The organism is Cohnella hashimotonis (assembly GCF_030014955.1).
Classification (GTDB): Bacteria; Bacillota; Bacilli; order Paenibacillales; family Paenibacillaceae; genus Cohnella; species Cohnella hashimotonis.
Map to the genome: position 1 here is coordinate 4,202,161 of NZ_JAGRPV010000001.1, position 18,420 is coordinate 4,220,580.

Genomic DNA, 18,420 nt, shown 5'->3' on the forward strand with positions numbered 1-18,420 from the left:
GGATTATACCTCCGATTTGAGATGTTCGAGTCTCTCCAGCACTTCGATGCATGCGCGGCTGTTGTGGTAAGGGCACTTCCATTGGCCGACCTTCGGCTGGTTGGCGTTCGCGACCGGCTCGCCGGCGCGTGTCACTTGCCAGTGCCATTCCCCGCCCTCGCGGTCGCTTACGAAGTTCGAGATGAACGACCAGCTATGCTTGGCCGCTTCCAGATACTTCGCCTCGCCCGACAGCTGGTAGGCGTTCAGGAAGCCGACCATCGCCTCGGCCTGCGGCCACCAGTCCTTGCTGTCGTCGAGGTGATGTCCGTCGTACTCGTTGAACAAGCCGCCGTCCTCGTCCACGCCCTGCTCGAGCGTCGCCTTCGCCATGCGGACGGCTGCTTCCTTGACGCGCGGCAGCAGCGACTCGTCGCCGAGCACCTCGGCCGCTTCCCACAGGAGCCAGCTGCCTTCGATGTCGTGTCCATAGGAGACGTGCGGCGCCTTGGAATGCCACTCGTCATCGAAAAACAACAGGAAATGATCGGTGTTCGCATCGATGATCTTATCCAGATGGACCTCGATCAGCTCCTTGAGCTTTGCCTTAAGGCCTTCCGGCTTCCACACGCGGTACAGGTTCGTGTAGGCTTCGAGCACGTGAAGGTGCGTGTTCATCGACTTGCGCTCGTTCAAGTCCTTGCCGGAGAGGCTGAGCTCGTCCGTCTCGGTCCAGTCGCGCGCGAGCGCTTCGACATAACCGAGATGCACCGGATCGTAAGCGTGCTTCTCGAGCAGCCGGTAGATCTCCTCCGCCCAGGCGAGCGCCTCTTGATCGCCGGTCACGCGTACGTATTCCGACAGGGCGTAGATCACGAACGCTTGGCCGTACACTTGCTTTTTATCGGACACCGCCGCTCCGTTTATGTCGATCAGCCAGTACAGGCCGCCGTGCTCCGGATCGCGGAAATGCGTCTTGAGCGCCTCGTAAGCGCGCTTCGATGCGTTCAGGTACGTCTCGTCCTTATAGAGACGATAGGCAGACGCGAACGTCCACATGATGCGCGCGTGCAGCACGAGTCCCTTGTCCGCTTCCGGAAGCTTCTCGCCGCTGCTCGCAATCTCGCCGATATAGCCAAAGTATTTTTCGTCCACCGTATTTTTCAACCAGTAGCCGAGGATGTTGTCCTTAAGCTCCGCGGTCAGCTCTTCCCGCCACCGCGCGCCAGTCAATAGCTGCGTCATGCGTAAATCCTCCTCTTCTCGGTCCGTCGGCGAACGTTCGGACGTTCGGATGTTCAGGCGTTCAAGCCTTCCGGCGTCTGTCCCGACTTGTAGTAATCGCCGACGGTCTTCGCCGCCGACTTGCCGTACATGCAGTAATCGTCATTGGCCGCCGCATCCTTCGCGTCGTACAGCTTGGCCGGCCAATCCCACAGCATAAAGCCGCGCATCCAGTCGCGCTTGGCGCAAGCGCCGAACATCGCCTCGTAGTAGCGCTTCTGCTCCTCTTCGGACGGACCGCCGGGCAGCGACCAGTCGTTCGGACGCAGCGGCGAGCCTTCGCGACTCGGGCAGCCGGCTTCCATGAAGAAGAACGGCTTGTTCCACTGCGCAAGCACGCCCTCGATGCGGTCGAGATGCGCCTCCCACTCGTGGATCGGATAGTAGCCGCTCGAAGAGATAATGTCGACCGCGTCCCACCATTTGACCCGGCCCTCTTGATATTTATCGCAGTTATACGTAATCAGGCCGGCGTAGATCGGACGGATGTCCGCGATGAGCGCGCGCCACTCGGCTTCGCGCTTGTCGGTCTGCACCATTTCGCAGCCGATGCACAGCATCTCGCAGCCCTCTTCCTCCGCGATCGCCGCATAGTGGGCGATGAACTTGCCGTAGCTCGCGAACCATTGCGCCCAGCTTGGCTCTCCCGGAACCTCTTCGTCGAAAAAGCCGATGTGCGCGCGCCACGTTCCGTTTTTCACATTGACGACCGGCTTGAGGCATACCTTCATGCCCAGCGACTTTGCCTTGCGAATGGCGGCGCGCACCTCGTCGTCGGTCACCGTCGGATCTTCCCAGAACGGAATTTCCGTGGACTGCGGCGTCTCCTGCAGTGCCGACAGCGCGATGGCCGCCCAGTTCACGCCCAGCTTCGCCATCTCCTCCATCGAGAAATCCGCTTCTTTCCCCGTCCACGTACCGCGCGTGCCGACCCAGCCCCAGGTCATGCCGCTGACCGTCTCGTTCCAAGCCTGTTTGCTCATGCGTGCAGCTCCTTTTAGCGATAACTTTGTAAACGCGTCTCGTTGTATTGTTATCTATTTTGTTAGTCAAATACGATAACAATAATCTCAAAGTGATTGTACCACCTGGGGGAGAGAAGTCAATGGGAACCGGCATCGTTCATTATTTGTCCGCAGAGCAAAAAAGAACCGGAATAAGACACCGGCGCCGTTATATCGTTTCAAAATGGCAAATAACGGATTTCCAGTCCACGAGCCGCATACAAAAACGCAGCAACGACAAAAACGCCGCAGAATCACCTGCAGCGTCTTGTAAATGTATCGGCTTTTTATATTACGTTAACCGTTCGCCAGCCCCGTCGACTGCCTGAACACGAAATCCCCCGACAGCAAGATCCGCTCCTTGGGACTGTCCGGATGGTTAATGCGCCACAGCAGCGTCTCCACAGCCCGCTGGCCGAGCGCTTCTTTGTTGACGTTGACCGTGCTGAGCGTCGGCGTCGAGAGCGCGGCGTCGTCGATGTTGTCGAAGCCGGTGACGGAGACGTCCTCGGGCACGCGGATGCCGTGCTTCATCAGCGCGGTGACGACGCACAGCGCGAGCGAGTCGTTCGCGCAGACGAATGCGGTCGGCAGCGCCTCGCGGGCCTTCATGTCGCGTACGATTTCCGTGAGCGCTTCCGTATGCTCGGAACGGTTTTCCCCCTCCAGCGCCACCAGTCCCGGCTCCTGCTCGGACGGTACCTCCTGCTCCTCGAGCAATGAACGGTAGCCAAGCCAGCGGTCGTAGAAACTGCGAGAATAGCGTGTATTGCCCACGAATTGGAGCTTGCGGTGGCCGTTGCCGAGCAAATAATTGGTCACGCGGCGCATGCATTCGTAGTTGTTCATGAACAGCGCGTCGGACGGAATGAGCGGATCCTCGTGGTCCACCATCACGAACGGGATCGACAGATTGCGAATCTCGAGCAGCAGCTGATTGCTGATGTGGCCCACGCAGACGATGCCGAGCACGCCGTCAGGATTGATCAGCTGGATAAAGTTGTCCGTGATATGCTCCGTGACGATCATCATCCCGAGCCGATGCTGCTCGAGGCCGGTCGTGATCCCGTCGATGATGCGTCCCCAGTAGAAAGAGTGACGATTCTGCTCCCGTATATTCGGGATGAGCACGATAATCGTTTCCCGCTGGGTCCTGCCGGCGGAATCGGTCGCGGCGCGCGACGCCGAGCTCTTGATCCGCTTGCCCGCGAAGTAGCCGAGCTGCGTCGCCGAGCTGATGATCTTTTCCCGGGTCTCCGCGCTCACGCCGGATTTGCCGGCGAGCGCCTTGGACACGGCGAACTTGGAGACGCCGACATGATCGGCGATTTGCTGCATCGTTACTTTCTTAGACATCTCTCGTACGACCCTTTCCGCCCATAAAAAATCCGAATGCGTTGATAACAAGATTAATTGTTATCATAACACATTCGGATCGTTAGCGTCATGGCCGGAAATCGTCTCTTATTTGACCGCGCCGTTCGTGACGCCTGCGAAAATATAGCGCTGCAAGAACAGGTAAATCACGAGCGTCGGGATAAAGATGATGAGAATGCCCGCCGAGATGACGTTGATCTGCGCCGCGTTCGGTCCGACGAACGAATAGATCGCGGTCGAGACGACCTGCAGCTTGCGGCTCGGCATATACAGATACGGCGTATAAAAGTCGTTGTAGATCGAGATCGTCTTCATGATGATCAGCGTCGCCGTCGCCGGCGCGAGCAGCGGGAAGATGATCGACCGGTAGATCTTGAACAGCGATGCGCCTTCCACCATGGCGCTCTCGTCAAGATCGCGCGGGATGTTGTTGACGAATTGCAGATAGATGACGATCTGCAGCACGTCGGCGCCCAGGTACAGCAGCATCGGCGCGTAAATCTCGTTGTAGGCGCCCAGGAACTTGATGACCTGGAACGTGGCGACCTGCGTCGTGATCATCGGGATGACCTGCGCGACGAGGTACATGCCCATGATCGGCTTCTTCATCTTGAAGTCGAAGCGGCCGAGGGCGTAGGCGACCATCGTGCCGATCAGGACGTTGCCGGCCAGCGACACGACGAGGATGATGAAGATGTTTTTGAAGCCGAGGCCGAGGCGGCCGACCTTGAACACCTTCCTGAAGTTGTCGAAGTTGAACCAGTCGTGCGGCAGCTGCAAGCCCGAATTGTAGTATTCGGTCTGCGTCTTGAAGGCCGAGATGAGCACCGAGTAGATCGGAAAGAAAACGATGAACAATCCGATCGCAATCGTGACGTAACGGAATATCGTCCATGCTTTATTTTGACGCTCCATCGCTTATTTCTCCTCCCTGAACAGCAGCTTGCGCTGCAGGATGATGAAGGCGATGACGATCAGCAGTAGGACGACGGCCATCGCGGACGCGAGTCCGGCTTGCTGGAACTTAAAGGCCATATCTACCGTCTTCGAGACGAAGGTGTGCGTATCGTTCGCGCCGAGCATCATGATGTATGGAATATCGAACGCTTCGAGCGCGCCGGTCAGCGTCAGGATCAGCATCAGCTCGAGGACGCTGCGGATGCTCGGGAGCGTGATGAAGCGGAACGTCTGCCAGCCCGAAGCGCCGTCGATCTTGGCGGCTTCGTAGTTGTCGGCCGGAATGGACTGCAACGCGCCGATGAAGATGACCATCGTCAGGCCGAAGTATTTCCAGATCGAGATAAAGGCGAGCGAGAAATTGACCAGATGCGGATTGCCCAGCCATTGCTGCTGCCAGGAGCCGAGACCGATCGCTTCGAGGAAAATGTTCAGCGAGCCGTACTGGACATGGTAAACGTTGCGGAACATGATGACGATGGCGACGCTGTGCAGGACGTAAGGAATGAACAGCATCGAACGGAAGATGTTCCGGCCCTTGAGCCTGCTCGTCAGCACGATCGCGAAGTAGAGCGCGACGCAAGTCTGCAGTAAGCCGCCAACGAAGTAATAAGCGTTGTTCTTAAAGACGCCGAATATTTCCGGACGGGAGAAAATTTCCTTGTAGTTGTCGAATCCGACCCAATTCATTTCCCAACCAAGGCCGCTCCAGTCCGTAAAGCTGTAGTAAAGCAACGACAGCGCCGGATAGTACGAAAAGGTCAACGACAAGAGGACCGGAATCGTAAGGAATCCGAAAAGAATGAGAATCCGCTGCGTTTTGTAACTCAGGTTAAACATAGACACCCCTGCTTTCGTCGTCGGTCAAGTCACCGTATGGAAATCGCTTACAATGATTATACCCGATTCAGTTATGCCTTTTAAGGTTCTACGTTTGTTTTCCTTGTCTTCAATTTGGATAACTACAACCTAACACGCTCCCGATACTCCTTCGGCGTCAACCCGACCACCTTTTTGAAAACCTTGTTGAAGTACGCGGGGTCGCCATATCCGACCATCTCGCCCACCTCGTACGTTTTGAGCGCCGGGTTGCGAATCAGATGCTCCTTGGCATGGGCGATACGTACGGAAATGATGTAATCCGTAATCGTCTCGCCGGTCTCCGTCTTGAACAGCTTGCTCAAATAGCTGGGCGTCAAGTAGACGCGGTCCGCGAGCCGCTGCAGCTCGAGCTCTTCCGTAAAATGCGCCTGTACGTAAGCCTTTACGGTTTCGACGACGCGATTTTCCTGCCTTGCTTCCTTAAGTATGTGAAGCAGAGCCGCCGCCGACTCCATAAATTCCGTTGTAAATGTATGCCAGCTCACGAACCTTACCGGCGACAGTCTCAGCTGCTCGTCCTCGAACTCGCCGGCCGGGAGCCGTGTCTGCCGGCCGCTCAGCTCGCCGCGAAGCAGGCCGAACACCGCGGACGCGGCTTCGCTCAAAGTCGGCCAGGCCGGACGCAGCTTGCCCGTCTCCTCCAGCCAAGCCCGCAGCGCGTTCTCGGCACGGGGCAGATCGAGCAGCTGCAGGGCGGGCCGAAAGTCTTTGTCCAGCAACCGGAGCAAACCGGACACATCTTCCGGCCGCTTCGACAGATGCAGAAAATCGTTCATCGCCTTGATGCCGTCCTCGTACCATACTTGCTGCATGGCGGCTTCCGCTTCCTGGTAAGCGTCACGCAGCTTGAGCGGGCCCTGATGGACAGCGCTCACGCCGATTCGCGCATGGACCGCATGCGGGATGCGCTGGAGCAGCGTCGAGGCAATGCCGCGAGCGGTATCGTCATGATCGCCCTTGCCGATCGCCACGACGATGACCGATTGTCGCGGCTCCCAGACGAAGCTGCGATGCTCCCGATTCCACGCTTCCATATAAAAGGCGAGCCGCTCGCCCGTGAGTTCCGGGTCCGTCCGCAGCAGAACGACCGCGAAGTGCTCCTTGAACAAGCCGATCTGCGACAACTCTCGTCCAGCGCCTTCCGTCATATGGGCGGGCAGGTGACGGACGTCGCTGCCGAGCAGCAGCCGGATATGTTCCTCCGCTGCGACGGCTTTTCGGTAGCTTTCCAGCTCAAGGTTATGTTTGACGCGGCGCAGCAGTTCTCCGAGTTCGTCCTGGTCGACCGGCTTCAGCAGATAGTCCTCGACGCCTTGCCGGATGGCGCCTCTAGCGAACTCGAAGTCGCTGAAGCCGCTGAGCACGGCAAACTTCACCTTCGGCCTCCGGCGCTGCACCTGCTCGATGAGCTGCAGTCCGTTCATTTGGGGCATTTTGATATCGGTGAAAATGAGGTCGACTTCGAGACTGCCCAGCTCGCCGAGCAGTTCCAGTCCTCCCGAATAAATACCGACGATTTTATAGTCATCGCCCGTCATTTCAATTAATTTGGCGAGCCCCAGCCTGATTTTTTCTTCGTCGTCGACGACTGCGATATTGACGATCATGTCGATTCTCCCCCTTGATGCGCTGCGGGCGTCGCTGGCAGCCGGACGGTCACGACCGTGCCGTGGCCGAACCGGCTGCGAATCGAGAGCCCGTAGGTTTCTCCGTACTTAAGCTTGATGCGTTCGTTGACGTTTCTTAGCCCTATGCCGGTATTGTCGCCCTCGCCGTCCGGCGCCCGAACCAGCGAAGCCTGCAGCTTGTGCAGCGTCTCTTCGTCCATACCCTCTCCGTCGTCCTCTACATCGAACAGCAGGTCCGTCCTCTCCTGCTTGCACAGGACGCGGATCCGCATCCCGCTGCGGGACTCATGAAGCCCGTGATAGACCGCATTTTCCACGATCGGCTGAAAAAGCAGCTTGATTACGCTTAAATTCTCGGTCTCCCGCGCATCGGGCAGCTCCAGCTCGAAGCGGCTGCCGTAACGGTAATTCAGCAGCTGCACGTAAATGCCCAGATGCTCCCATTCCTTCGCGATCGGCACGCTCTCGAGCCCCCCGTGAATGCTGTAACGGAGCAGCTTGCCGAGAAGCTGGGTCATCGTCGCCACTTCTTTATTGTCGCTGAGCACGGCGGTCATGCGAATCGATTCGAGCGTATTATAAATGAAGTGCGGATTGATCTGATGCTGCAGCGACTGCAGCTCGGCCTCTTTCTTGCGCTCCTCGACCGCGTAAATATCTTGAATGAGCGTCTTGATCCGGTCGATCATCCGGTTGAACGCGCTGCCGACCAGCCCCGCCTCGTCGCGGCTGACAACGGGAAACGCCACGTCGAGATTACCCGTCTGCACTTCCTTCATCATGCGGACAAGTCCCCGGAGCGGCCGCGTGATCGCGAACACCAACACGAGCGAGATCAGCAGGGCGAACGCCATAATGGCGAGCGCCGCGGCGATCGTATACGTGCGGGTCCGCAGCGCGTCCGCCATCAGCTCGTCCTCTGGAATCGTGATCAGCACCTTCCACCCCGTCACCGAGGACTCTTTGAAAATCGCCAGCACGCTTTTTCCGTCGATTTTCGTATGGAAGCTGCCTTGCTCGGTCAGTACGCCCGGCATCAGCTCGCTGTTTTTTAGATTTTGCCCGATGAGCGACTTGTCGCTGTCGTAAACGACGCTGCCGCTCTCGTCGACGACGAGCGTTTTCCCGTGCGTGGACTTGTCCAAATCTTTAATGATGTTGTCGATGACGCCGATGTTGGCGTCGATCGCGATCATCCCGATCGATTCGAACGTGCGCGGATCGATGATCTTGCGTACGACCGTGAACACGTAGCGGCTGCTCGTCGCCCTTCCGGCGACGTCCTGGGTGCTGACGAGTACCGGCGTACCGTGCGCCTCCTCGGCGAGCTCCGTCCATCTGGGCAGCACGTCCTGCAGGTCGGAGCGGATGGCCGTATTTTTAATGGCGAAGTAAGGATTGCCGTATACGTCGAACAAATAGACGACATTCGTGCTGCTTTTAATATTGTTGATAAAATAAATGCTGCTGCCGATCTTGCGGTCGATGGCGAGCCGCGTGCGCTCCTGTTCGGTCAGTACGCCGCTGTCTCCCGCCTCGCCTCCCGTCTGCCCGCCGTAGAAGCTGTTCGACATTTTGAGTCCTTCCATAATATCGGCCTGGTAAGAAGGAATGATCGATATTTTTTTCATGTCTTCAATATAATCGTCCATCTTCCCCATCATCTGGTCGGACAATTGAGAGACGAACGTGACCGTATTGCGCTCGATCGAATTCGAATAACGCTGTGCGGCGACGTAGGTGAGCACGCCGATCGGCAGGATGATCAGGAACAGGAACACGATGATCAGCTTGCTCTCCATCCGATCCGGCCACCATTTCCGCGTGCGGGCGAGCCGCCGATTCCTTTTTATCATAAGCTTCTCCTCGCCGAAGGGCATGCCCTAACAAGTATGATGCGCCGATTCCGGTTATCGTTAGCGATACTCATTATACATAACAAAGGCTAACGAAGTAAGCGGATACGATGGGATGCCGGTAAAAAGACAAAAGCCGCCTCCCGGCAACTGAGCGCTGCGCGAAGAGACGGCCCGTCCGATCTGCCGGAAGGCGGCGGATCGCTTCAGTGCGTATAAGCGGCCACGTTGTCGGTGTCGATCGCCTGGTGCATCGCCGCATTCAGACCGCTCGCGACGATGTTGCCGAGGTCCTCGATGAAGTCGTCGATCTCCTTCGGCGTGACCAGCAGATCGTGGCCGATCGGCTGAAGCACCTCTTTGACCAACTGCAGCCGTTCCTGACCCGCCATCGTGCCGAAAACGCCGAACAGCGGATCGGTATCGGGCGTATGCTTTTTCATATGAGCCAGCACCATGTCCATCGCGTCGTTGACGATCGTGGATGCGTACAGTACCGTCGGCACGCCGATAGCCAGCACCGGCACGCCCAGCGTCGCGCGCGTTAGTCCCTTGCGCTTGTTGCCGATGCCCGAGCCCGGGTGAATGCCCGTATCCGCGATCTGGATCGTCGTGTTCACGCGCTCGAGCGACCTCGCCGCCAGCGCGTCGATCGCGATGACGAGCTCCGGCTTGGCCTGCTGCACGGCGCCGAGCACGATGTCGCTCGATTCGATGCCCGTCGTGCCGAGCACCCCCGGCGCGATCGCGCTGACGGAGCGATAGCCTTCGCCCACCTGGTCCGGCATCAGCTCGAAAAACTGGCGCGTCACCATCAGATTGTCGACGACGATCGGTCCGAGCGCATCCGGCGTCACCTTGCCGTTGCCGAGGCCGACGACCATGACTGAAGTTTGCGGTCCGACGCCGATTCGGGCGAGAAAAGCCTCGAATTCTCTGGCGAACGTCGTCGCGACGCGGTTTTGCAGCTCCGAATCCCCTCGCCTTAGCTCCGGCACCTCCAGCGTGACGTAGTGCCCCTGCATTTTGCCGATCGCCTGCGCGCCCTGCTCCGTCTGAATCTCCATCCGCGTGACGGTGATGCCGCCCTCGCGCTCGGTCTCGGTCCAGACGCCCGGAATGCTGCCGCCGGACTGCGATTCCGCTCTCTCCTTGGCCTCAAGCGCCAAGTCGGTTCTGACGTCGTACATGCTTAGATCAAGATCGCTCACCGCAAATTCGCTCCTCTCCGACTGCTGAACGGGGCAGCGCGATCCGCACGCGTGCCTGCCGCGTAAATGCGCCTTACGGACGCAGCCGCGCCAACTCCGCGATTGTCTTGCGTTTTGCCCCCTTGCATGATAGAATGTTACAAGTTGTGTGGAGAAATACTTGCAGTTTTTGCAGGAGGTGAAATCAATGCCGAACATCAAATCCGCAATCAAGCGCACCAAGACGAACGAGAAGCGCCGCCTTCGCAACGCTTCCCAGAAGTCCGCTCTTCGTACCGCCGTCAAGCAAGCGGACGTAGCCGTAGTGGGCACGGACGTCGAAGCAGCGAAGAATGCGCTTCAAGTGGCACAGAAGAAGCTGGACAAGGCAGTAACCAAGGGCCTCATCCACAAGAACGCGGCTTCCCGCAAGAAGTCCCGTCTCGCCAAGAAGTTGAACGCGCTGTCCGCGCAAGCGTAAGCAGCGACTGAATCCATAATGGCGTTTAAAAGCCGTACCCTCCGGGGTACGGCTTTTTTGAACGTTGGAAGCGAATGGCGTCTGGATTCGACTAAGGCTCCCCGCATCCGCTCAGCTTTTCCGCTCGATCACCCGAAAAGACGCGGTCGCCATCGAAGACAGTTTGCCGTCCGCCGTATACAGCCTTCCCTCCGCGGTCACCATCCGCCCCGACATATGCACGACGGTCGCGGTCGCCCGCACCCTGCCCGCCAGCGCCGGAGCCGTAAAATGAATGTTCAGGCTGGACGTCACGACGTCCTCGTCCGGGCGCGCCGCCATCGCGGCCAGCCCCATTGCCGAATCAAGCAGCGCCGTATGCACCCCGCCGTGCATCATGCCGATCAAATTCATATGCCGCTCCTCGACATCCAGCTCGACGACGGTCTCGCGCGCGTCCCGTCGGATCAGCTCGCACCCCAGGTATCCCCAGAACGTGCGCCCGGCCCGCTCGACCATCTCCTCCTCGGACCCGGAAGCCGGGTTCGGTCCTTCCATGACGTTCCCTCCCCTCGGGCCTGCCGCGCGAAGCGGCGCCCGGTGCCATTATCGGTCGTCGTGATCGCGGCCGGCCGACTCTTCTTCGAGCAGCTTGCGCCGCAGCACTTTCCCCGCCATCGTTTTCGGCAGGCTGCTTCTGAATTCATATACGCGCGGCACCTTGTAGGCGGCAAGGCGCTCCTTGCACCAGGCTTTAAGCTCCGATTCGGTCAGCTTCGTTCCGGGCTTCAGCACGGCGTACACCTTGACGGTCTCGCCGCGATACGGATCGGGTACGCCGAGCGCCGCCGCCTCCTCGATCGCGGGATGCTCGAACAGCACTTCTTCGATCTCCCGGGGAAATATATTGTAGCCGCCCGCGATAATCATATCCTTCATCCGGTCCATGATGTAGAAAAAGCCTTCCTCGTCCATTCGCGCCATGTCGCCCGTGCGCAGCCAGCCGTCACGAAGCGCCCGCTCCGTCTCCTCCGGCCGGTTCCAATAGCCCTTCATGACCTGCGGCCCCTTGATCGCGAGCTCCCCCGTCGACCCGATCGGCAGATCCTCCCCGGTGTCGGGATGCACGATTTTCGCCAAAGTATCCGTAAAAGGCAGGCCGATCGATCCTTTTTTGCGGTATTCCCAGATGTTGTTCGCATGGGTGACCGGCGACGCCTCCGTCAGTCCGTACCCTTCGATAAGCCTGCCGCCGGTGATGGCCTCGAACCGCTCCTGCACCTCGTGCGGAAGCGGCGCGGCGCCGCTGATGCAAATTTCGATCGAAGACAAATCATAATCGCGGACGTTCGGATGGTTGATGAGCGCGATGTACATGGTCGGAGCGCCGGGAAACACAGTCGGCTTCTGCTTGTCGATAATACGCAGGATGTCGCCTGCCTCAAATCTCGGCACGAGGATCAACTCGCCGCCCAGCATGATCGCCTGGTTCATGAGCACGGTCAAGCCGAACACGTGGAAAAAGGGAAGCGCCGCCAAATAACGTTCCCGGCCGGGCTTGCTTTTGTAAAACCACAGGCTCGTTTGCATCGTATTGGCGACGAGATTGGCGTGCGTGAGCATGACGCCTTTGGCAATGCCGGTCGTGCCCCCGGTATATTGGAGGAGCGCGAGCTCGCGTTCGGCGTCCACCTCCGCGTGAAGCGGCAACGGAGGCATATCGCGCAGCAGCCGGGCGTACCGATGTACGCGCGGCCCATAGGACACGTGCCGATCGAGTCCCTCCCGCCTCGCTTTGATCGGGTACAGCCAGCTTTTCGGAAAAGGAAGCCCGTCTTGGATGGAGGTCACGATGATGTGCAAATCGGACAGCTCATGCGCCGCCTCCTTCACTCTGCGGAACAGCAGATCGAGCGTCAGGATGACAACGGCGCCCGAATCCTTGAGCTGATGCGCGATTTCCCGCTGCACATACAGCGGGTTGGTCATGACCACGACGCAACCGGCGAGCAGCGTGCCGAAATACGCGGCGACGAGCTGCGGACAATTGGGGAGCATGATCGCGACCCGCTCGCCGCGTCCGACGCCGAGCTTCCCCAGGACGCCTGCGAACCGGTACGCGGCGTCCAGAAGCTGCGCGTAAGTTGTTTTTTTGCCCATGAAGCTGAGTGCGGTCCGATCGGGAAAACGTTCGGCTGAGGCGACGAGGAAGGCGGCCAGATTATGCTGCGGATACGGGCAGGTCTTGGGCACTTCGCTAGGATAATGCGCATACCAAGGCGCTTGCGGCAAACCCATCACCTCACGGTCCGGAGTCTATCGCTGTTCTAGCTGATATAGCCTTCCTCCCGGATAACGGCCGCCGCAATCTGCCGTTTGAGCGCCACCGTGTCCACCGGACTGCGGCGCGTCAGCTTCTTGAGCGCCGACAGCTGCGTCCGCAGCGAATCGCCGGTATCCACGGCCGACAGCGTTTCTTTGGCGAGCGCTTCGATCTGTCCGAAGGCGTCGTGCGCGAACGCTCGCGTCATGGCGACGGCCAGCGCCGCGCGCTCTTCCCCTTTGCTCGCCAGCTGCTTTTTCGCGCGGAGAACCGCGCTCTCCATCGCATAGAGCTGAATCAGCATGTCGGCCAGCGCCGTGAGCGCCTCTTGCTCCTCCTCTAGCCGCGGACCGAAGCGCTGAACGGCGCCGGCCCCCGCCATTAAAAATATGTTTTTGGCCATCGCAGTCAGATGCGTCTCTTCTTCAAGGGTGCCTTCGAACGTTCGTCCCGGTACGAGCTGCAGCAGCTCGCCCTGGAGCGCCTGCGCCTTTTGCAGCAGCGGCAGCTGGCCCTTGAGCGCCCGCTTCACGAGCGTGCCCGGAATGAGCAGCCGGTTGATCTCGTTCGTCCCCTCGAAAATGCGGTTGATGCGCGAGTCGCGGTAAATCCGCTCGATTTTGTACTCCTGAATGTAGCCGTAGCCCCCGTGAATCTGAACGCCTTCGTCGGCGATAAAGTCCAGCGCTTCGGAGCCGAACACCTTGTTAATCGAGCATTCGATGGCGTACTCCGCGATCGCCTTGGCCGAGTGAACGCCGGATGCAGGCGAGGCATGATCAATCTCGGACAATCCTGAATCGATGAGCCCGGCGGTACGGTAGATGACGCTCTCGAGCACGTAGGCGCGGGTGTTCATCTCGGCGAGCTTTTTCCCCACAAGCGGAAAAGCGGAGATCGGCTTGCCGAACTGGACGCGCTCGTTCGCATACTTCGCGCTTAAGGCGATCGCCTCCTTGGCGCCGCCCAGACAGCCGACGGCAAGCTTGAAGCGCCCGATATTCAAAATGTTGAAGGCGATCAGATGGCCCTTGCCGACCTCCCACAGCAAATTGTCGACCGGCACCTTTACGTCCTCAAGCACGAGCGGACGCGTCGAGCTCCCTTTGATGCCCATTTTTTTCTCTTCGGGTCCGACGCTTACGCCCTCCATCGCGCGTTCGACGATAAAGGTGCTGAAGTGCAGCCCGTCGACCTTCGCATATACGATAAAGAGGTCCGCAAAGCCCGCGTTCGTAATGAATTGCTTCGTGCCGCTGAGCACGTAATGGCTGCCGTCATCGGCCAACCGTGCCGTCGTCCTGGCCCCGAGCGCGTCCGAGCCCGACGACGGCTCGGTCAGGCAATACGCGGCTATTCGGCGCCCGCTCGCGAGATCGGGCAAATACCTTTGCTTCTGCGCCTGCGAGCCGAAATAGACGATCGGCAGCGTGCCGATCCCGACATGCGCGCCGATCGACAGGGCGAAGGAAGCCGCGCGGGACAGCCGCTCGCTGATGAGCGCAGAGCTGATCTTGTCGAGACCGAGGCCGCCGTATTCCTCGGGGACGTCCGCGCCGAGCAAGCCCAGCTCTCCTGCCTTGCGCATCAGCTTTACGGTCAGCTCGTAATCGAGCTTCTCCAGCCGCTCGTCATGCGGCAGCACGTCGCGGTCGACGAACGTCTCCGTCGTCTCGGCGATCATGCGCTGCTCCTCGGTCAAGTCCTCGGGCGTCGCGATCGATGCGCAGTCGGCGTCCGCGACGACAAAACCGCCGCCGACCGTTTTTGCGAACGTTTTTCCTGTCATTTGCGTGGAACCTCCCTTGAACGCTTATTACGCTGATGTGGCGATACTAAAGCCGGCTTACCGCGCCAGGCGGGAACACCTCGAACGCGCCGGCCGCTCCCATGCCGCCGCCGATGCACATCGACACGATCCCGCGTCCTCCGCCGCGCCGGCGCAGCTCGTAGATCAGGCTCGCGCTCAACTTGGCTCCCGTGCAGCCGAGCGGATGGCCGAGCGCGATCGCGCCGCCGTTGACGTTCACCTTGTCTTCGTCAAGCGCCAACGCGCGAACGATGTGCAGGCATTGCGAAGCGAACGCCTCGTTGATCTCGAACAGATCGACGTCGGCCAGCGACCAGCCCGCCATCCGCAGCGCTTTGGGGATGGCCTCGACAGGGCCGACGCCCATGACGTCCGGATCGACGCCGGCCAGGGCAAACGACCGAAAAGCGGCGAGCGGCGCGAGATCGAGCGCTTTCGCCCGCTCGCGGCTCATGACGAGCAAGGCCGCGGCGCCGTCGCTCATCTGGGAGGCATTGCCCGCCGTGACCGTGCCGCCCACCTTGAAGGCCGGCTTCAGCCTGCCGAGCGCCTCCGTCGTCGTATCCGGCCGCACGCCTTCGTCCGCCTCGAGCACAAGCCGCCGCTCCCATGGCCTGCCGTCCGCGCCGAAGCCGCGGACCGACGTCGCCACGGGTACCGTCTCCTCCCGGAAAGCGCCCGATGCCTGCGCAAGCGCGGCCTTGCGGTGGCTGTCCGCGGCGAAGCGGTCCTGATCCTCGCGGGAGATGCCGAAGCGTTCGGCGACGTTCTCCGCCGTATGGCCCATCGCGATATAAACGTCCGGCCGCTCGTCGACGATCGCCGGATGCGGGGAGGGCTTGAAGCCCGCCATCGGCACATGGCTCATGCTCTCGACGCCGCCCGCGACGATGACGTCCGCGCCCCCGGCTGCGATCCGCTCGGCCGCGAAGGCGATCGCCTGCAGCCCGGACGCGCAGAACCGGTTGATCGTAATTGCCGGCACCGCGGACGGATACCCCGCGTACAGCGACATGATGCGCGCGAAGTTGAGCCCTTGCTCGCCCTCCGGCATCGCGCAGCCGACGATGATATCCTCGACGTCCGCCTTGGAGACGCCCGGCGCCCGCGCGATGACGGCCTCCAGCACGGTCCGGCCCAGATCCTCGGCGCGCGTATGGACGAAGCTTCCCTTTTTGGCGCGGCCGACGGGCGTTCGCGCGGCCGATACGATGACTGCCTCTCTCATGGGTTCTCGGCCTCCTTCGCTCGTTAGTTGCGCAGCGCCTTGCCCCTGGCGAGCATGTGCTGCATGCGCTGCTGGGTTTTCGGCTCTCCGCACAGGCTGAGGAACGCCTCGCGTTCCAGATCCAGCATGTACTGCTCGGTCACGAACGTACCGGCAGGCACGTCGCCGCCCGCCAGCACATGCGCGAGCTTGCCCGCGATCAGCAGATCGTGATTGCTGATGTAACCGCTCGTATGCATGCCGCGCGCCCCCAGCTTCATGACCGCCTTGCCTTCCGCCCCCACGACGCGGATCCGCTGCGGCACGGGCGCGGGGATGCCCGTTTGCGCGAGCCGCAGCGCGCTTCTCTTCGCTTCATGAACGAGTCGCTCCTGGCTCATGACGATCCGGTCGCCCGCCCGCAAATAGCCCAGCTTTTTTGCGTCGTGCGCGCTCGTTGACACCTTGGCCGTGCCGATGTTCAGGAACAGTCGGTTCACGTGCGGCTGCAGGTCGATCTCCGGGTCCGGATTGTCGCCGCTGATCCGAAGCGCGAGCTCCTTGCAGCCGCCGCCCGCCGGAATGAGGCCCACGCCGGCCTCGACCAGACCAAAATACGTCTCGGCTAGCATGACGATCTTGTCCGCGGGCAGGCACACCTCCACGCCGCCGCCGAGCGCCATCCGATGCGGCGCCGCTACGACCGGCTTCTCGAAGCGCTTCAGCTTCGTCATCGTGTCCTGAAACAGGCGGATGATCGCGTCCACTTCGTCCCATTCCTCGTCCTGCGCTTCCATAAGGAGCAGCATAAGGTTCGCGCCGACGCAGAAGTTGCGCCCTTCGTTCGCGATGACAAGCGCGTCGTAGTTGCGCCGCACCTCCTCGACGCTCTCCCCGATCATCGACAGAATGTCGCCGCCGATCGCATTGCTGCGCGAGTGGAACTCGAGCGCCGCCACGCCGTCGCCGACGTCGATCAGGCTCGCGCCGGCGTTCGATCGCACCACGCGCCCTTGTTCCTTAAGCGTTCGCAGCGAGATCGTGTCCGGCCGCTCCTCGAGGTCCCGGTAGACGCCGCGGTACGAATAAGCGATATGACCTTTCTCCCTGCGATAAAAAGACGGGTTTCCCGCCGCGATCCAATCCTTCACCCAACCCGGCACGACCGCACCATCCGCCTCCATCCGGGCCGCGGATCTGACGAGCCCGATCGCATCCCACAGCTCGAAAGGCCCGAGCTCCCAGTTGAACCCCCATCTCATCGCCTTGTCGATGTCGTCGACAGAGCCTGCGATCTCGCCCACCTTTTCTGCCGAGTAGATAAGCGTCTGCTTCAAAATCTGCCAAGCCAGATCCGCATAGCGGTCCTTTCCGCCGAGCAGCGCCTTCGTTTTTTCCTTCGCTCCCTTGGCTGCCGCAGCCGCCTCTAATGAAGCCCCGCTCGGCTTGGCGGCCTGAACGTACGTCATCGTGCCTGGATCCAGCGACAGGATTTCGCTGCCCGCCGCGCCTTTGACTTTTTTGTAGAAACCGGCGCATGCCTTCTCTCCGATCCAGCCTCGCGACGCCAGTTCCCGCAGCAGCTTAGAAGGCGCGAACGCCGCTTTTTCCGCCGGATCGTCCGTCTTTTCGAATACGTTGTTCGCCACGTGAAGGAACGTGTCGATGCCGACGAGGTCGAGCGTGCGCAGCGTCGCGCTCTTCGGACGGCCGATCGCCGGCCCGGTGACGGCGTCCACTTCTTCTACGGTAAAGCCGCCTGCCTCCATCGCCTGCAGCGTCGCGAGCAGTCCGTAGGTGCCGATCCGGTTGGCGACGAAGTTGGGCGTATCCTTGGCGACGACGACGCCTTTGCCCAGGATGCGCTCGGCGAATTCGGCCATTCCGCTTACGATCGCCGGATCGGTCTGCTGTCCGGGAATGAGCTCCAACAGCTTCATGTAACGGGGCGGATTAAAGAAGTGCGTGCCGAGAAAATGCGCTTTGAACGCTTCGCTTCGCCCTTCGGCCATCTCCCGGATCGAGATGCCCGACGTGTTGGAGCTGACGATGAGACCGGTCCGCCAATAACGCTCGATTCGTTCGAGCACGTCGCGCTTCACGGACAGCTTTTCGACGACGGCCTCGATCACCCAGTCGACCTTCCGGATGCGGTGCAGGTCGTCATCGATATTGCCGGGCTCGATCAGGCTCGCGAACGCGTCGTCGTAAAAAGGCGACGGATGGACGGACGGCAGCCGCGCGAGCGCGCCGAGCGCGAGCCGGTTGCGTACCGCGGAGTCGGCGAGCGTAAGCCCTTTTGCTTCTTCGCCGGCCGCGAGCGAATCGGGCACGATGTCCAGCAGCAGGCTCGGAACGCCCGCGTTCGCCAGATGCGCGGCGATGCTCGCGCCCATGACGCCGGAGCCGATGACGGCTGCTTTCCTAATCTTTAGAGCCATGCGCGTATCCTCCCGTTCAGGG

At 60.5% G+C, this 18,420-nt stretch carries 14 protein-coding genes; 1 reads left to right on the forward strand and 13 read right to left on the reverse strand.

The features are described 5' to 3' along the window. Window positions 1–3: 3 nt before the first annotated feature. The 8 genes from KB449_RS17010 to gpr form a co-directional block, all read right to left on the reverse strand. Complete coding sequence (locus KB449_RS17010) at window positions 4–1,224, reverse strand: AGE family epimerase/isomerase (protein ID WP_282909510.1); 1,221 nt, start codon at window positions 1,222–1,224, stop codon at window positions 4–6. A 53-nt stretch (window positions 1,225–1,277) separates the two neighbouring features. Continuing rightward, entirely contained in the window at window positions 1,278–2,246 is a 969-nt protein-coding gene (locus KB449_RS17015; protein WP_282909511.1) for a glycoside hydrolase family 113, read from the reverse strand. Between the two features lie 318 nt (window positions 2,247–2,564). Continuing rightward, window positions 2,565–3,623 (reverse strand): LacI family DNA-binding transcriptional regulator, encoded by a 1,059-nt coding sequence (locus tag KB449_RS17020; protein ID WP_282909512.1) that lies wholly within the window; start codon window positions 3,621–3,623, stop codon window positions 2,565–2,567. Window positions 3,624–3,731: 108 nt separating this feature from the next. Next, complete coding sequence (locus KB449_RS17025; protein WP_282909513.1) at window positions 3,732–4,559, reverse strand: carbohydrate ABC transporter permease; 828 nt, start codon at window positions 4,557–4,559, stop codon at window positions 3,732–3,734. Between the two features lie 3 nt (window positions 4,560–4,562). Continuing rightward, complete coding sequence (locus KB449_RS17030; RefSeq protein ID WP_282909514.1) at window positions 4,563–5,441, reverse strand: carbohydrate ABC transporter permease; 879 nt, start codon at window positions 5,439–5,441, stop codon at window positions 4,563–4,565. Window positions 5,442–5,563: 122 nt separating this feature from the next. Continuing rightward, a complete protein-coding gene (locus KB449_RS17035; RefSeq protein WP_282909515.1) occupies window positions 5,564–7,090 on the reverse strand; it encodes a response regulator in 1,527 nt (508 codons plus the stop codon). Continuing rightward, window positions 7,087–8,967 (reverse strand): cache domain-containing sensor histidine kinase, encoded by a 1,881-nt coding sequence (locus KB449_RS17040; RefSeq protein ID WP_282909516.1) that lies wholly within the window; start codon window positions 8,965–8,967, stop codon window positions 7,087–7,089. The genes KB449_RS17035 and KB449_RS17040 overlap by 4 nt, the downstream gene beginning before the upstream one ends. Window positions 8,968–9,173: 206 nt before the next feature. Then, window positions 9,174–10,157, reverse strand: coding sequence for a GPR endopeptidase (gpr, locus tag KB449_RS17045; RefSeq protein WP_282912839.1), 984 nt, complete (start codon window positions 10,155–10,157; stop codon window positions 9,174–9,176). Between the two features lie 208 nt (window positions 10,158–10,365). Here gpr and rpsT point away from each other — a divergent pair, with 208 nt between their 5' ends. Beyond that, on the forward strand, window positions 10,366–10,638 hold the full coding sequence (gene rpsT / locus KB449_RS17050; protein ID WP_090114936.1) for a 30S ribosomal protein S20: 273 nt from the start codon (window positions 10,366–10,368) through the stop codon (window positions 10,636–10,638). Window positions 10,639–10,749: 111 nt separating this feature from the next. Here rpsT and KB449_RS17055 read toward each other — a convergent pair whose 3' ends face one another. From KB449_RS17055 to KB449_RS17075, 5 genes are read right to left on the reverse strand one after another with little or no spacing between them, the layout of a single operon-like run. Next, window positions 10,750–11,175, reverse strand: coding sequence for a PaaI family thioesterase (locus KB449_RS17055; RefSeq protein WP_282909517.1), 426 nt, complete (start codon window positions 11,173–11,175; stop codon window positions 10,750–10,752). Window positions 11,176–11,223: 48 nt separating this feature from the next. Next, complete coding sequence (locus KB449_RS17060; RefSeq protein ID WP_282909518.1) at window positions 11,224–12,915, reverse strand: long-chain-fatty-acid--CoA ligase; 1,692 nt, start codon at window positions 12,913–12,915, stop codon at window positions 11,224–11,226. 29 nt (window positions 12,916–12,944) lie between these two features. Continuing rightward, window positions 12,945–14,729 (reverse strand): acyl-CoA dehydrogenase family protein, encoded by a 1,785-nt coding sequence (locus KB449_RS17065; RefSeq protein WP_282909519.1) that lies wholly within the window; start codon window positions 14,727–14,729, stop codon window positions 12,945–12,947. A gap of 46 nt (window positions 14,730–14,775) precedes the next feature. Further along, window positions 14,776–15,978 carry an acetyl-CoA C-acyltransferase gene (locus tag KB449_RS17070; RefSeq protein WP_282909520.1) on the reverse strand — a complete coding sequence of 401 codons (1,203 nt, stop codon included), beginning with the start codon at window positions 15,976–15,978 and terminating at the stop codon, window positions 14,776–14,778. Between the two features lie 23 nt (window positions 15,979–16,001). After that, complete coding sequence (locus tag KB449_RS17075) at window positions 16,002–18,398, reverse strand: 3-hydroxyacyl-CoA dehydrogenase/enoyl-CoA hydratase family protein (protein WP_282909521.1); 2,397 nt, start codon at window positions 18,396–18,398, stop codon at window positions 16,002–16,004. Window positions 18,399–18,420 lie beyond the last annotated feature (22 nt).